This window comes from Paenibacillus sp. J22P143, from assembly GCF_059692035.1.
In genome coordinates this window covers 226,863-241,921 of the sequence record NZ_JCAUAQ010000004.1, presented here as the reverse complement: position 1 = coordinate 241,921, position 15,059 = coordinate 226,863, and the positions used below count along the sequence as shown (strand labels likewise).

Genomic DNA, 15,059 nt, shown 5'->3' with positions numbered 1-15,059 from the left:
GCTAGTGTAGGGTCTTGTCCCTGCTGAAAGGGGTTAGGAATATGGAACATCCACAACCTACTCGTGTTTATGTCGTTTCGGATTCCGTAGGGGAGACTGGAGAATCTGTCGTTCGGGCAGCTGCCATGCAATTTCATCCAGTGCCTGTTGAAATATTGCGAGCTCCATTTATTCACGATTTCGAGGGAATAGATAAAGTGATCAATGGGATTCGAACGCATGGAGGAATTGTTGTATTCACCTTAGTTATTCCGGAATTGCGAGATGACCTGATCACCAAAGCGAAACAATATGATATTCCCTATATCGATTTATTAGGACCTGTTGTAGCTACACTAGGGAAAGCATTGCGCCAAGAGCCGCGTAGACAACCGGGGATGATTCATCCGCTGGATGAGGATTATTTCAAAAAGGTCGAAGCTGTCGAGTTTGCTGTCAAATATGATGATGGTCGAGATTTTAGCGGCATTCAGAAAGCTGATATTATCCTGTTAGGCGTATCCCGTACGTCTAAAACACCGTTATCGATGTATTTGGCGCACAAAAGATTAAAAGTGGCTAATGTCCCTCTGGTGCCGGAAATGCAGCCTCCTGCTGCCATTTATACTGTTCCTAAGGATAAGATTATTGGCTTGCGCATTGATCCAGATAAGTTAAACGTGATACGTCAAGAACGACTTCGTACACTGGGACTTGCAGAAAATGCAACCTATGCGAATGTAGAACGTATTAAAATAGAACTGGATTTTGCTGATAAAATTATGAGTAAAATCGGTTGCGTCATCTTCGATGTATCCAATCGTGCAGTTGAAGAAACGGCAAGTTTAATTATGGATCATATTGAACATATCTAGAAAGCTTTATGTTCTGGCATGCAGGATTTTTTGTAAGTCCATCGTATATAATAGTACGGTGAGATTTCTTTTAAAAGGCAGGGGCTGACACTTGAGCGCAAGAAGTATTATCGTTGATGCCGATGCTTGTCCTGTAAAGTCGGAAATCGAGCAGGCAGGTAGACAGTTTGGGGTACAAGTTGTTCTAGTTGCTTCTTTCGATCATAAGATGAAAGAAAATCCTGGTGTGAAGGTAGTTCAAGTAGATCGTTCCGATCAATCTGTCGATTTATATATTGCCAATCAGATTCGGTCAGGTGATATTTTGGTAACACAAGACTTTGGACTCGCCGCGTTAGGTCTAGCGAAGGGTTCGATCTGTTTGACGAATCGGGGGCAGGAATATACCGATAGTTCGATTGACTATCTGTTGGATCGCCGCCATGCCTCCGCAAAAATGCGAAGAAATGGTAAGCATACGAAAGGGCCGAAACCCTTTACAGAGACGGATCGTAAAAATTTTCTACACGGTTTGACAAATCTTTTAAAAAATTTGCAGGAAATCGAAAACAAGTAGCGAATAGTAATTAGTCGGAAAAGCGACCTGAATTGTAGGTGGATGGAAATGAGGTACGGACGCATACCTGAAGAGGTTATTGAGGCTGTACTGAAGCGCCATGATATTGTTGATGTCATCGGCAGGCACGTACATTTGAGCAAACAAGGGCATTATATGAAAGGTCTTTGTCCATTCCATTCGGAAAAGAGTCCTTCGTTTACTGTTACACCGGAGAAACAGATTTATCGTTGCTTTGGTTGTCAGGCGGGCGGGAACTTAATTCGTTTCATTATGGAGATTGAAGGCTTAAGCTTTGCAGAAGCAATCACGAAGCTTGCCGAAGATGCGGATATCCCCATTACATGGGAAGAAGTGTCTGACGAGCAGAGTGAACAGCAGCAAGAGAAAGCGATCCTTTTGAAGGCTTATGAATTTGCAGCCAAGTTCTATCATTATGTCGTTGGAAATACCGATCAGGGCAAAGCAGCTAAAGGATATCTGACTTCTAGAGGGATTTCTGATAAGTTGATTGACACGTTTCAGATTGGCTATGCACCCGTCATGTGGGACACGCTCGTGCAACAATTGGACAAACGAGGGTTCGATTTGGCCCTTATGGAAAAAGGCGGTTTGATTTCCGCCAAACTTGAAGGTCATGGCTACGTGGACAAATTCCGTGAACGTATCATGTTCCCTATTTGCGACTCTACCGGTAAGGTCATTGCATTCGCAGGAAGAGCCATGGGAGATGCACAGCCCAAATACTTAAATAGTCCCGAATCCGTGCTTTTCAATAAAAGCAGGACTTTGTACAATCTACACCTATCACGGCCCAACATGCGAAAGCTTCAGCAAGCCGTTATATTTGAAGGTTATGTGGATTTGATTAAAGCTTGGGAAGCTGGCATCACGAATGGTGTTGCGACGATGGGGACGGCCTTGACGAAAGAGCATGCTGCCTTACTGAACCGCAATGCGGATGAAATCGTCATTTGCTATGATGGTGACAATGCCGGACAATCGGCTGCGTTCAAGAGCATTCCGTTGTTAGAAGAAACAGGGAGCCGAGTCACTGTTGCGATGCTGCCAGATGGCAAAGATCCTGACGATTATGTACGTCAATATGGGTTTGACCGATTCGCTCGGGAGATTATTGGAGCTTCCGTGCCATCGATGAAATATAAGCTCTTATATATTCGCCGAAATTTTAAATTGCATGAGGACGGTGACCGATTACGTTATCTGCAATCCGCAGTGAAATTAATTAGCCAGTTGCAATCTCCTATGGAACGCGAACATTATCTCAAGCAGTTAGCTTCAGAGTTTCCGGATTCGTCTTACGAAGCCATGAAGTTAGATCTCCATGAAATCTTACTACAATCGGAAAAAAACCGACCAGATGGGGATAATAAACCAATTCTGTGGAATAATGTTATGAATAATGGGAGACCAGCGGAACGAACTAAGAAAAAATCACCTTCGTTACTACCTGCGTATCATAATGCGGAACGTTTAATTTTAGCTGTTATGATGCATGATCGTGACGTGTGCGCACATGTGGAAGCGCAATTGGGTGACCAGTTTAATGTTGAAGCTCACGCAGTCTTAGCTGCTTATTTATATGCTTACTACGCTCAGTATTTAGAGCCCGATGCAAGCCGATACATTGCCATGCTGCAAGACGAACAGCTGGAGAGCTTGGCTAGTTCCATCGTAATGATGGGAGCCGGTCATGGAATAAACGAACAAGTGATTGACGACTATATTCGCCAAATTCGCAAAGTTCCTATGCAAGAAGAAGTTGAACGTAAGAAAGAAGAACAAGCTCGCGCAGTACGCGAGGGAGACCATCTTAGAGCTGCGCAAATTGCAATTGAAATTATTGCCCTAGAAAAACGGTTAAAGTCATACTAGCTAAACTGATATGACTAGGGAGGAGGGAGTCCGTACCATGGCGAATGATCAGCGTACAGAATTAGAGACAGAATTGACCCTGGACCAGGTGAAAGACCAACTTATAGAGCAGGGGAAAAAACGGTCCTCACTAACTTACAAGGATATCATGGAGAAATTAGCTCCCTTCGATCAGGATCCTGAACAAATCGATGAGTTCTTCGAACAGCTTTCCGAGCAAGGTATTGATGTGGGGAATGAGTCGGATGAAGATTCGATGAGTCCTGGTGAAGAAAACGAGCGCGATGAATTTAACTTCGATGATGATCTGGCCTTACCGCCAGGGATTAAAATTAATGATCCAGTTCGGATGTATTTGAAAGAAATTGGTCGCGTACCGCTTCTTTCCGCGGAAGACGAAGTGGGGCTAGCGAAACGTATTGAAAATGGGGATGAGGAAGCGAAGCGTCGTCTTGCAGAAGCTAACCTTAGACTCGTTGTCAGTATTGCCAAGCGCTATGTGGGTCGCGGCATGCTTTTCCTTGATTTGATTCAAGAAGGTAATATGGGGCTTATTAAGGCTGTTGAGAAGTTTGACCATACCAAGGGCTACAAATTCAGTACCTATGCGACCTGGTGGATTCGTCAAGCGATTACTCGCGCGATTGCTGATCAAGCGAGAACAATTCGGATTCCGGTACATATGGTCGAAACGATTAACAAATTGATACGTGTTTCTCGTCAATTGCTGCAAGAATTAGGGCGCGAACCTACGCCAGAAGAGATTGCTAAAGAGATGGATTTAAGCACGGATAAAGTTCGTGAAATCATGAAAATCGCACAGGAGCCTGTTTCCTTAGAAACGCCGATTGGTGAAGAAGATGATTCACATTTAGGGGATTTTATCGAGGATCAAGAAGCGCTGGCACCTGCTGATGCAGCAGCGTACGAGCTACTGAAAGAACAGCTTGAAGACGTGCTTGATACGTTAACTGAAAGAGAAGAGAATGTGCTTCGGTTACGTTTCGGACTTGATGATGGACGTACAAGAACATTAGAAGAAGTAGGAAAAGTATTCGGTGTTACGCGGGAACGGATTCGTCAGATTGAAGCAAAAGCTTTGCGGAAGTTAAGACATCCAAGCCGTAGTAAACGTTTGAAGGACTTTTTGGAATAAAATCGCTATGAGTGGGCCCTGCCAGATTCGGCGGGGTCTTTTTTGTGGTTTTGCATAAAATCCACTAAAATCTGAGCATTGAATCACCGATAAAGTAGCTAGGAAGGTGAGCGAATAGATGGATGCTGAGAGAAGAAAAGTAATAGTAAATGAAATCGATCATTGGCGCCGGAGCAAATTGCTTCCTGAGCATTATTGCGATTTTCTAATGAATTTGTATTTGGATGATATGACGCCTAAACCAGCTTCACTGCTAGGTATTTCAGCAACCGCTGTTACAAACAGTAATTGGAAAATATGGTTGTTTGCTTTAACGGTAATTGCCGCTGTTGCCTTATCTGCTCTTAATTTTAACTCTTTTGGATTGCCAATGCAAATTGGTATTTCCACACTTTTTGTCATCATTTGCTACGCAGTCGCATATAGACAATTTACCCGTACGCCTGTCATTACATATGTCTTGTGCGGCGTAGCTTCGATAGCGATGTTATTATTAGGACTGCACATGTTGGATTTATCAGATATTCACGCTTCGACCACGTATATCGGTTATTTGGCATTTTGCAGTTGTGTATGGTTATTTAATGGTTTGATTGGTCGAATGGCAATTTTTCAAATATGTGGATGGCTAGGTCTTGTAGGGACTTACAGTTGGCTATTAATGCAGAAGTTAGAGCATCCTGCATGGTTTTCACTTGAATTAAGCTGGGTGCCTGTGAGTATTGTACTCATATGGATGGCTTGGCTTGCACATCATACAAATAAACAAGCGGCTAGCGTGCTCATGCTAGTGGGAGGCCTGGTCTGGTTTATTCCTGAAGCCATGACCTTTCTAGTAGATATAGAAATGAGCCCGCGTCTCATTCAAATTTCGTTTACAGCTAAATTAGTTTCAGTAGGCGCAGCGTTATTTTTGCTGCGAAAAAAATGGGTAGAGTGGGTAATGTAGCATATGGTGAAATTATCGAAAAGACTTCAAATGATTGCAGATCGTGTGCCAATGGGTTCTAAGGTAGCCGATATTGGCTCTGATCATGCTTTATTACCAACGTATTTAGCACAGCAGGGGATTATTGTAGCCGCGGTAGCAGGGGAAGTAAATCCAGGCCCTTTCGAAGCGGCTCAAAGACAAGTACTCGAAAGCGGCTTATCCAAAATCATTCAAGTAAGATCCGGTGATGGGCTTGCGGTAATCGAAACTGGAGAAGTAAATGTTATTACGATCGCAGGTATGGGCGGAAGTTTGATGGCGAGTATATTGGAGGCAGGTAAATCAAAGCTTCCTGGTGTTCAACATTTGATTCTGCAGCCGAATGTTGGTGAAGATCATGTGCGACGTTGGTTGTTCAACAATGGTTGGAAATTGACAACAGAAGCCATTCTCGAGGAAGATGGCAAGATCTATGAGATTTTAACAGCGGTGGCCGTTGCTCAAGAAGAGCAAAGCGCTTTAGGAGCCTTATACGAGGAACGTCTGTTACCTGCTGGTGTCAAGGTATCCAAGGAGCGCTTACTCCAAATGGGGCCTTATTTCATTAATGAAGCTCCTGAAGTGTGGTTTGTGAAGTGGGGGAGCGAATTGAAGAAGCTTGCGATGATCGTTAGTCAGCTTAAGCTTTCCACAGCAGAAACATCCATTGCGAAAGTTGAGCAAGTTAGCCAAGAGATGCATGAAATTAAGGAGGTACTGGCATGCTTGCAAAAGGTCAAACCGTAATTCAGCTTTTCGAGCAGTTGGCCCCTAAGCATTACGCGATGGCAGATGACAAGATCGGTTTGCAGCTAGGGTCACTTCAGAAAGAGATTACGAAAGTGCTCGTTGCACTTGATGTGACGGATGCCGTTGTTGATGAGGCAATTGAAATAGGTGCTAACCTTATCATTGCGCATCATGCGATTATTTTCAGACCACTGGCACATCTTCAGACAGAAACACCTGCTGGTCGTTTATATGAAAAATTAATCAAGAATGATATCGCTGTGTATATTGCCCACACGAACCTGGATGTGGCAGAAGGCGGCGTTAATGATTTGTTATCGGAGCAACTTGGCTTAACGGATATGACTCATCTGGAAGATGTGCATACCGAGAAGTTGCAGAAGCTCGTTGTTTTCGTGCCAGAGACACATCATCAAGTCGTGCTGGATGCGTTGTTTAAAGCCGGAGCTGGCGGCATCGGGCAGTACAGCTCCTGCAGCTTCAATATCCCCGGTACGGGGACGTTCCTGCCACAGGAAGGGGCAAATCCGTTTATCGGGAAAGTGGGTAAGCTGGAACGCGTCCAAGAGGTACGCGTGGAGACGATCGTAACCGCTAGCGTGCAGCGCAAAGCGGTTACTGCGATGTTGAAGGCCCACCCCTACGAGGAGGTGGCCTATGACCTCTACCCGATGGATCTGAAGGGTAGAGTGTTCGGTTTGGGCCGCGTGGGCAAGCTGCCCGCGGCCATGACGCTTCGCGAGCTCACAGAGCACGCGAAGGCGGTGTTCGACGTGCCGACGGTGCGCGTCGTCGGCGATCTGTCACGGCACATCCGCAAGGTGGCCGTGCTGGGTGGCTCTGGCGGCCGCTACATGCGGCACGCCATGTTTGCCGGCGCCGATGTGTTGGTCACCGGCGACATCGACTACCACACCGCGCACGATGCGCTAGCGGCGGGGCTGGCCCTCCTCGACGTTGGGCACAACGTCGAGAAGATCATGAAACGCGGCGTCGCAGATTACCTCGCCGCGCAGCTTGCGAAAACGGATACGCAGGTAATTGCATCCGCAATCAACACAGAACCGTTCCAATTCGTGTAGGCATGTTACCTACACTAGGTAATAGAGGAAACGATCACGTGTTGTAATTCGAAGTCATTCCTAGTATACTAGCCTATGCAATGGAAAGTTTGACAGACAATCGCTGGCTATGGGTAAGCCATAGCGAGAGGAAAGTCCGGGCTCCATAAGGCAGGGTGCTGGATAACGTCCAGTCAACGCGAGTTGAAGGATAGGGCCACAGAAATGGACCGCCGATGGCTTGAAATATAGCACAGGCAAGGGTGGAACCGTGGTGTAAGAGACCACGAGGTTCTATGGTGACATAGATCCTGGTAAACCCCACTTGGAGCAAGACCTAGTGGAACGCAAGCAGCTTTCGAGGCAGCAGTCTTAGCCTGAGACGCGTTCGGGTTGGTCGCTTGAGCTGTGTAGTAATGCACAGCCTAGATAGATGATTGTCGCTTCAATAGTGGCAGGGGAGCAGACGCCCGTTACGACCACTGGAAGTACAGAACCCGGCTTACGGCAAACTTTCCAAACTGTCGGTTACCCGCATGGCTTCGGCTTTGCGGGTATTTTATTTCCACAATAGATAGTATAAGTTTTCGGTTCCCGAAAACGTCTTTCTATTTGGCGATAAAACTTTCCTCTAAACGCGGTCGCTCATCTTTGAATTGCCTCGATAGAGGTTTTCTCACCCCATTTAAACCAATAAAACCTTCAACCCCACCAAAATGGCGGGATTGAAGGTTTTCGTTTCTACTCTTCTATTTTTCAAGTTGCAAACTACCCGCATACTTCTTCGGTACCAAATGCAATTGACGAGCTAAATCCTGCGGCCAATAGGACAATGGAGCGATATCTTGTTTCGCCATTTGAATCGCTTTGACGACATCAATTAGCCCATAGCCAAAGTATTTATCATGTCCTTTGTCACCTAAATCCTGTGCAGACTTTCGCATGATCTCGTAGACGTCTGTATTTTTCAAATTAGGATTGGCAGATCGAATCAATGCAGCTAGTGCTGTCACATGCGGGCTTGCCATGGAAGTGCCGGATAACGCGGCATACTGGTTATTCGGATACGTACTAGCGATGGTAACACCAGGCGCAGTAACATCAATATAATCACCGTAATTCGAGAATGAGGCTTTCTCATTCTGCGAATCAGTGGCAGCTACAGCAAATACCTCAGGGTAAGCGGCCGGATAGCCAGGTTGCTCCGTGTTATCGTTCCCGCTTGCTGCAATGAGGGCCACATCCTTATCATAAGCATATTGAATAGCATCATGGAGAAAGCCTGAGTCCGCGTAATTGCCAAGACTGAGGTTCATGACCTTGGCACCGTGGTCTGTAGCCCAAATAATCCCCTGAGCCACGGAATACGTGCTGCCTGCGCCAGTTTGATCCAGAACTTTAACAGGTAAAACTTTATTAAACCAAGTCATACCCGCGACACCTAGATTATTGTTGACAAGGGCTGAAATGACACCTGTTACATGTGTCCCATGTCCAACATCATCTTGCGGATTATCATTCCCGCTTATGACATTGTAACCAGGTAACAATTGTCCTTGTAGATCTGGATGCATCATATCTACACCCGTATCAACAACAGCAACAATAACATCATTTGCGCCGCGGTTTAGTTGCCAGCCTTGTAAAGTTTCAATGAGTGGCAAATTCCATTGATATCTCTGATATAAATTGTCATTTGGCGAAAAATTCGATGTGACAGGTGATTGATTCGTATCCGAATTGGTACTAGATGGGTTTGAATCCGCTCGATCTGGATCATCATAGTAATCATTGGTCATATAAAGGAAATGCGGTTCAACGTATACCACATTCCATTTGCCGAAATAGGCCATTAATGCTTTGGCATCCAAACCCTCTGTGCGGAATACGTACGTATAACCTAGCTTTTGCGCTGAAGTTGCTTTGATTTCAGCCTTTATCTGATTAAGCTGAGCTTCAGTTGGATCTGTTTTAAAGCGGACGACGACTTCGTTCTGTTGATAATGACTCGTTCCTTGATTATCTTCTGGATGATCGACAACCTTATCTTTTAACGTATTCGTCTCGACGGCTTTTACTTTCCAACGATTTTCATTAGGATAAGGCTCAAGTCTTAAATTTTTCATTTGATGATCGGTAACTTGCGCAAGCACATCTTGATGGACAACCCCAATAAGTGAATCTTGTCCGTTAGTTGAAGGGGTGCCTTGAACGAAATATACCTGATGTCCTGCTCCGAACTTAGGCGATTGGAAATGCTTACCCTCATCGACGGCAGATTTAGCTTCTTTTAAGTAGGTTGCAGCTTGGTCTTTGTACTCAAGCGGCAGTTCTCCCGATTTGATGCCCTGTTCCCAGGTTTGACCGCGCTTAGACCATACAAGCATATCCATTTTCTCATGGTGATTGCGCATGTTTTTCAAAACATTCGTTACCAACTCGCCGCCTTCGATTTGACTGAGCATAGTCGCATAATCGATGGCACATTGACTTCTGCATAGTTCATCTGTAAGCTTCACATCCTGTTCTAGAAGAGCAAGCTTGGAGGTTGTTTCGTACTTCGCACTATACACCTCGGGACCAGGTTTGGTGCGGTGGTGGGTCTGATTAGGAAAGAGGATAACCCCTAGTCCTAAAACAAGCGTAATGGTAGAAAGATAACGCCACATGATCAAGCCCTCCTATTTGTTTGTAGAAAAAGGCCAACTCGTAAATGAAAACAAATTAACTAAGAGTAGGGTTAGGAGAGCGGGATCGTTTTATGCATGTTATGTGGTGTTTTACATATACCACTTCGTTAACATTTATGGTAGGATAGAAGTAGCGCAATTATAGGAGGTCTTCTTACATGGCTGTTTTTAATGTGAAAAATGTTTGTGATTCCACGCGTACTAAGCTCAAAGAAACGACGGCCAAAATGGAACTGTTTCTTAATCAACATTCGCTCTCACTGTTAAATGTGGAAAATGATCCCGCAATGGATGAATTTTACCGCGGGTATTTACAGGACACTCGTCACCTTCTTGTTTTTTGTGAAGTGGCTTATGAGAAATTGGGCGTTAGCTTGAGACGTCCTACTTTTAATGTTGATTTTTCGGAAAAAGTGCTCTATGAGGTATATCATACATGTGTTAATACCTTTTTCTATCCGAAGAATGAGTGCTATTCCGAGGACGGTCGCTACGCTTATACAGGACAAGATGCGATTCGTTTCCGCAAGAAACCTTCACGTGAAGTTCGTGACTTAACGATCGAATTGTCCAAGGTATTTGAAGAACTTCGGGAAGACTTAGCTTACTATGAAACAGATTACATCACACAACGCCGTATGCAAGGTGAAAAAGTTTAATATGCATGGAATAAGAACCATACAAAGGGATGCGACTAACGCATCCCTTTTCATATAATAAAGGGGGCGAACATCTATGGAGCTAGAACAATTAGTCAGCGTCAGCAAGACAATAATCAAGCTGAATCAACATCCTAGCGGAGGCTATGTGGCTTCACCTCTTTTTCCACCTTATACTTATAGTTGGTTGCGGGATGGCACATTTATTGCAAATGCCATGGATCGGGTAGGAGAAACGAGGAGTGCCGAGAAATTTTACCGCTGGGTTCATCGAATACTGAAGGACAAACGTCCGCGGCTAACGGAGCTGCTTCGAAAACACGAGAATAGAGAATGGATTGATCGTTCGGAGTTTTTAGGTACAAGATATCATTTGGATGGTCGAGACGATCATTCTGAATGGGGCCACTTTCAACTGGATGGCTACGGAGCATGGTTATGGGGACTTGTCGAACATATTCGTTTAACGGGTCATACATCGCTCTTAGAAGAGTTCAGAGAGAGCATTGAGATGACAGTGGACTATGTGATGACGTTCTGGCATTATCCGAACTTTGATTGTTGGGAAGAATATCCGGATTATGTTCATCCAGCTACGTTAGCTTGCTTATTCGGGGGGCTGAAAGCACTTGGTGAGCTAGAATCACGCCAAGCGCTGATCGATAAAGCTGAGCTGATCCAACAATTTATACATAACAATGCTGTCCATGAGGGACGCTTTGTGAAATCCATACACTGCGTAAATGAAGTGTGGCAACCTGCGCTGAACGGTGTTGATGCAAGTTTGATGTGGCTTGCCTTACCTTTTGGGGTTTGTGAGCTAAGTAACCCTATTATGCTTCGAACCTTGCAAGCCATTGAAGCAGATCTCAAACATGGCGGGATCCAGCGTTACATCGAAGATCGATATTACGGGGGTGGCGAGTGGTTATTGTTGACCGCTTGGTATGGTTGGATTCAACATGAGCTTGGGAATACAGATGAAGCGCAGCGTTGTTTAGCATGGATAGCGAGCAAGGCTGATGAGCTTGGGCGCTTCCCAGAGCAAGTAGATGACAATCTGCGGGAACCTGCTGTCTATGCGGAATGGGTATCGAAACATGGTGAACCTGCATTACCACTCTTATGGTCACATGCTATGTTCTTGGTCTTATCTGACAACCTCAAATAAGCATATATCACTCCTGAGACGGGCAAATTGTTAACGGGGGTGATGATGATGCCAGCAGTCAAATGCGCAGTAGCCAATTGTGAATATTGGACACAAGGAAACAACTGTCATGCAGACACGATCATGATAGAAATTGATCAGCATGCTAATGCCAGCTACAATGAAGAATTTGCGTCAGAGGAATCTTTTGATACTACTCATCATGATACTGCAACCAAAGCAGCTAATACGTGTTGCCACACGTTTAAGCCTGCGACCAAAACTTAGGTATATGTAACGCGGAGGTAGCATGAATAAAGAGGAACATTCTTTAGACAATGCCACCAAGGAGCGATTCCAGAAGAGTCAGCTTCGTATCGAGAGCGGACTCCATGCCCAAGAAGAATATGCAGCCGAAATTGCTGTACCTCAGGCTAGAATAAACCGAGGCTATGAATCTACCTCGACCGTTTCTGATGAGGAAGTGGCTGAGCTAGTAGAAGCTGTAACACGCAATAAAGCAGTGGGGTACGTTGCGCTGTTCGTTGCGTTAGCCTCTTTGTTCGTTTGGCCAGTATTACTTGGGATTTCAGGTATTATTCTCGGTGTTATTGCTTTTGTGATGGGCAATAAGAGCATTGGCTCTTGGTCCGTTGCACTTGGTTTGATTGCCGTAGCCGCCTATTTTTTATTGGTTCCTTATTATGCATAGTTTTTATTCAAGCAAGCCGAGAAATCGGCTTGTTTTTATTTTTTCTGAAAAAAACGTGAAAAAGGGCTTTAGAAGGTCAATATTCATGTGTAATAGCGCAATAAGGGCTCATTTTAATGTGTTTACGCCCATTTGCTCGTACTATTTGGCTTCAAGTGTCATATTCGCACCTTTGAATGATTACAGTATTATTATATAATGAGTAGTGATATTTAAAAAAATTAAAATCGAAAATTAAGGGAGGTGTACCTATTCTCCTCGGTGCTGTTTTTGCACTTGTTAGGGGATAGGTAAGGTATTGGAAGATCCTTTGCCCGAAACGTTAATCAGTTTTCTGTTAATGTTTGGACTAGTGTTGTTAAACGGTTTTTTTGTCGCAGCTGAATTTGCAATGGTGAAAGTACGAGGAAGTCGGATTGAATCGCTTGTCGGTGAAGGTCGCCGAAATGCGAAATTTGCTCAAGGGATTATGAACAATCTCGATTCTTATTTGAGTGCTTGTCAATTGGGGATTACCCTCACGTCATTAGGACTTGGTTATGTGGGTGAACCGACATTCGCCAAAATTTTAGAGCCTTTATTCGCTCCGCTGGGATTGCCAGACTCAGTTTTTCACACAATTACTTTTATAATTGCCTTTTCTTTAATGACTACTCTTCATATTACGTTAGGAGAACAGTTTCCTAAGACGTATGCAATTCGTAAAGCAGAACAGATTACATTGCTTTCTGCAGGACCCATGGTATTATTTTATAAAATAATGTACCCGTTTATTTGGATGCTTAATGGTATGTCCAACTGGATGCTGCGCCGTGCAGGAATCGAGCCAACGACGGAGCATGAATCCGCTCATACCGAGGATGAAATTCGTGTCCTGATGAAGGAAAGTCACAAAAACGGACTAATAGATAATACAGAGCTCGCGCTTGTTGATAATATATTCGGATTTGCAGAGACGACGGCAAGAGAAATTATGATTCCACGTACAGAGATGGAATGTTTGTATGCTGGGTATTCTTATGCTGAGAACCTGGCCATCGCAATCAAAGAAATGCGAACACGTTACCCTGTGTGTGACCCCGACAAGGATAACATTATCGGTTTCGTTCACATTAAGGATTTACTGAAGCCAGATGCCAACCTGAAAGGCATTAAGAAAATCATTCGTCCGATAACGACGGTGCCGGATTCTATTCATATCAGTGATCTGCTGAAAATGATGCAAAAACGCAAGAGCCAGATGGCTTTGCTTATTGATGAATACGGCGGTACTTCAGGCTTAGTTACCCTAGAAGATATTATGGAAGAGATTGTCGGTGAAATCCAAGATGAGTTTGACGAGGAGCGCCCAACGATCGAGATGAAAGATGAGAATACGTTCTCGATTGATGGATTATTATTAATTGATGAAGTCAATGATTACTTTGGCCTTGAAATTGAGTCAGATGATTACGATACGATCGGTGGTTGGATTTACTCCCAAACGGAAATTCCGCCAAGCCGCAATCAGCAAGTAAGCTATAATGATGAATATATGTTCATCGTTGAAGAAACCGATCATTTACGTATATCACGTGTCACTGTGAGAAGATCACTGAATGACAATGAAATGCTGCAACAGAATATTTCTTGAAAGGCAAGAGGGGACAGTCAATAGACTGTCCATTTTTTCTATGCATATGATAAAAGTATAGTCGGCAGGGCACAAAACGTGTACAATAAGTACATTGAACATGATAAGTGAGGTCTGAACTATGAACAGCATCACGAATACAAATACGCATGGCATTGACCCTAGAGTATTGAAGGAGCTGCTTCAGCTTCAGACATTGAGCAAAATAAGTCTATTCGCAGATGATACGTCATCTACAAGTACTGACGAAACAAGTGATTTTAGTGAACTTTTGAATACATTGATGGGACAAGGTGCGGGTATAGGTACTGACACTTCTGCACTTAATCAATCGTTAAGCAACCTACCAAGCGCATTAGGCGCATTGAATAAATCATATACACCTTTGCAATCGATCTCACAGGTAAGTTCCGTTTCACAGTTCGAAGGACTCATTGGGCAAGCTAGTCAGAAATATGGGGTAGATGCCACATTGATTAAAGCGGTGATTCAACAAGAATCGTCTTTTAATCATCAGGCTGTCTCCTCAGCAGGTGCTAAAGGGTTGATGCAGCTCATGGATGGGACTGCTAGCGGTTATGGGGTAACGAACCCATTTGATCCTAAGCAGAACGTAGATGCAGGTACACAGTTCCTAGGCGGCTTGCTTAAGAAATATAACGGGAACGAAGGCGTTGCGCTTGCCGCATATAATGCCGGCCCCGGTCGTGTAGATCGCTTAGGTATTAAGACAGATCAGGATCTTGCGAATAAGCTTCATTTCTTGCCGAGAGAGACGCAAGCTTACGTTTCGAAAGTACTCGATCATCGTCAGCATTTTGCTCAATAAATCGTTTAACTATGGGCTGATTTCCGCATGTACGATGTGGAGATCGGCTTTTCGCATTGCAGCCACTTACTTGAGTTCTCGTCGGTAATGAGCTTTAATAGTGAAAAGGCATAGCAAGAAACAGGGAAGATGCAATGGTCATG

14 protein-coding genes and 1 other RNA gene are annotated in these 15,059 nt (G+C 44.3%); 14 read left to right on the top strand and 1 reads right to left on the bottom strand.

Features of this window, described 5'->3' with window-relative positions; genetic code table 11:
• Positions 1 to 41: 41 nt before the first annotated feature.
• From AC58PQ_RS10290 to rnpB, 8 genes are all read left to right on the top strand, one after another.
• Entirely contained in the window at positions 42 to 854 is an 813-nt protein-coding gene (locus AC58PQ_RS10290) for a pyruvate, water dikinase regulatory protein (protein ID WP_497241846.1), read from the top strand.
• A 91-nt stretch (positions 855 to 945) separates the two neighbouring features.
• Positions 946 to 1,410, top strand: coding sequence for a YaiI/YqxD family protein (locus AC58PQ_RS10285; RefSeq protein ID WP_497241845.1), 465 nt, complete (start codon positions 946 to 948; stop codon positions 1,408 to 1,410).
• A 48-nt stretch (positions 1,411 to 1,458) separates the two neighbouring features.
• Complete coding sequence (dnaG, locus tag AC58PQ_RS10280; protein ID WP_497241844.1) at positions 1,459 to 3,306, top strand: DNA primase; 1,848 nt, start codon at positions 1,459 to 1,461, stop codon at positions 3,304 to 3,306.
• Positions 3,307 to 3,343: 37 nt separating this feature from the next.
• Complete coding sequence (rpoD, locus tag AC58PQ_RS10275; RefSeq protein ID WP_497241843.1) at positions 3,344 to 4,462, top strand: RNA polymerase sigma factor RpoD; 1,119 nt, start codon at positions 3,344 to 3,346, stop codon at positions 4,460 to 4,462.
• A 118-nt stretch (positions 4,463 to 4,580) separates the two neighbouring features.
• A complete protein-coding gene (locus AC58PQ_RS10270) occupies positions 4,581 to 5,411 on the top strand; it encodes a hypothetical protein (RefSeq protein WP_497241842.1) in 831 nt (276 codons plus the stop codon).
• A 3-nt stretch (positions 5,412 to 5,414) separates the two neighbouring features.
• Positions 5,415 to 6,179 (top strand): tRNA (adenine(22)-N(1))-methyltransferase, encoded by a 765-nt coding sequence (locus AC58PQ_RS10265; protein WP_497241841.1) that lies wholly within the window; start codon positions 5,415 to 5,417, stop codon positions 6,177 to 6,179.
• Positions 6,155 to 7,264, top strand: a complete 1,110-nt coding sequence (locus tag AC58PQ_RS10260) for a Nif3-like dinuclear metal center hexameric protein (protein ID WP_497241840.1) — start codon at positions 6,155 to 6,157, stop codon at positions 7,262 to 7,264. The genes AC58PQ_RS10265 and AC58PQ_RS10260 overlap by 25 nt, the downstream gene beginning before the upstream one ends.
• An 84-nt stretch (positions 7,265 to 7,348) precedes the next feature.
• Positions 7,349 to 7,763: RNase P RNA component class A (gene rnpB / locus AC58PQ_RS10255), an RNA gene on the top strand.
• A 229-nt stretch (positions 7,764 to 7,992) separates the two neighbouring features.
• Here the strand turns inward: rnpB and AC58PQ_RS10250 are convergent.
• The gene (locus AC58PQ_RS10250) at positions 7,993 to 9,912 is read right to left on the bottom strand and encodes a S8 family peptidase (protein ID WP_497241839.1); all 1,920 of its coding nucleotides are present in this window, start codon (positions 9,910 to 9,912) and stop codon (positions 7,993 to 7,995) included.
• Between the two features lie 179 nt (positions 9,913 to 10,091).
• Between AC58PQ_RS10250 and AC58PQ_RS10245 the strand changes: the two genes are divergently transcribed.
• From AC58PQ_RS10245 to AC58PQ_RS10220, 6 genes are all read left to right on the top strand, one after another.
• On the top strand, positions 10,092 to 10,592 hold the full coding sequence (locus tag AC58PQ_RS10245; RefSeq protein ID WP_028558040.1) for a YpuI family protein: 501 nt from the start codon (positions 10,092 to 10,094) through the stop codon (positions 10,590 to 10,592).
• A gap of 76 nt (positions 10,593 to 10,668) precedes the next feature.
• Positions 10,669 to 11,763 carry a glycoside hydrolase family 15 protein gene (locus AC58PQ_RS10240; RefSeq protein WP_497241838.1) on the top strand — a complete coding sequence of 365 codons (1,095 nt, stop codon included), beginning with the start codon at positions 10,669 to 10,671 and terminating at the stop codon, positions 11,761 to 11,763.
• A gap of 48 nt (positions 11,764 to 11,811) precedes the next feature.
• Positions 11,812 to 12,030 carry a DUF1540 domain-containing protein gene (locus AC58PQ_RS10235; RefSeq protein ID WP_497241837.1) on the top strand — a complete coding sequence of 73 codons (219 nt, stop codon included), beginning with the start codon at positions 11,812 to 11,814 and terminating at the stop codon, positions 12,028 to 12,030.
• A 22-nt stretch (positions 12,031 to 12,052) separates the two neighbouring features.
• The gene (locus AC58PQ_RS10230) at positions 12,053 to 12,454 is read left to right on the top strand and encodes a hypothetical protein (RefSeq protein WP_497241836.1); all 402 of its coding nucleotides are present in this window, start codon (positions 12,053 to 12,055) and stop codon (positions 12,452 to 12,454) included.
• A gap of 340 nt (positions 12,455 to 12,794) precedes the next feature.
• Positions 12,795 to 14,087 (top strand): hemolysin family protein, encoded by a 1,293-nt coding sequence (locus tag AC58PQ_RS10225; RefSeq protein ID WP_497241973.1) that lies wholly within the window; start codon positions 12,795 to 12,797, stop codon positions 14,085 to 14,087.
• 121 nt (positions 14,088 to 14,208) lie between these two features.
• On the top strand, positions 14,209 to 14,916 hold the full coding sequence (locus AC58PQ_RS10220; protein WP_497241835.1) for a lytic transglycosylase domain-containing protein: 708 nt from the start codon (positions 14,209 to 14,211) through the stop codon (positions 14,914 to 14,916).
• Positions 14,917 to 15,059 lie beyond the last annotated feature (143 nt).

What these genes read in the sequence shown, in the direction of transcription:
- AC58PQ_RS10290 (WP_497241846.1), top strand. Translation starts at nt 42, where the DNA reads ATGGAACATCCACAACCTACTCGTGTTTATGTCGTTTCGGATTCCGTA.
- dnaG (WP_497241844.1), top strand. Translation starts at nt 1,459, where the DNA reads ATGAGGTACGGACGCATACCTGAAGAGGTTATTGAGGCTGTACTGAAG.
- rpoD (WP_497241843.1), top strand. Translation starts at nt 3,344, where the DNA reads ATGGCGAATGATCAGCGTACAGAATTAGAGACAGAATTGACCCTGGAC.
- AC58PQ_RS10270 (WP_497241842.1), top strand. Translation starts at nt 4,581, where the DNA reads ATGGATGCTGAGAGAAGAAAAGTAATAGTAAATGAAATCGATCATTGG.
- AC58PQ_RS10265 (WP_497241841.1), top strand. Translation starts at nt 5,415, where the DNA reads ATGGTGAAATTATCGAAAAGACTTCAAATGATTGCAGATCGTGTGCCA.
- AC58PQ_RS10260 (WP_497241840.1), top strand. Translation starts at nt 6,155, where the DNA reads ATGCTTGCAAAAGGTCAAACCGTAATTCAGCTTTTCGAGCAGTTGGCC.
- AC58PQ_RS10250 (WP_497241839.1), bottom strand. Translation starts at nt 9,912, where the DNA reads ATGTGGCGTTATCTTTCTACCATTACGCTTGTTTTAGGACTAGGGGTT.
- AC58PQ_RS10245 (WP_028558040.1), top strand. Translation starts at nt 10,092, where the DNA reads ATGGCTGTTTTTAATGTGAAAAATGTTTGTGATTCCACGCGTACTAAG.
- AC58PQ_RS10240 (WP_497241838.1), top strand. Translation starts at nt 10,669, where the DNA reads ATGGAGCTAGAACAATTAGTCAGCGTCAGCAAGACAATAATCAAGCTG.
- AC58PQ_RS10235 (WP_497241837.1), top strand. Translation starts at nt 11,812, where the DNA reads ATGCCAGCAGTCAAATGCGCAGTAGCCAATTGTGAATATTGGACACAA.
- AC58PQ_RS10230 (WP_497241836.1), top strand. Translation starts at nt 12,053, where the DNA reads ATGAATAAAGAGGAACATTCTTTAGACAATGCCACCAAGGAGCGATTC.
- AC58PQ_RS10225 (WP_497241973.1), top strand. Translation starts at nt 12,795, where the DNA reads ATGTTTGGACTAGTGTTGTTAAACGGTTTTTTTGTCGCAGCTGAATTT.
- AC58PQ_RS10220 (WP_497241835.1), top strand. Translation starts at nt 14,209, where the DNA reads ATGAACAGCATCACGAATACAAATACGCATGGCATTGACCCTAGAGTA.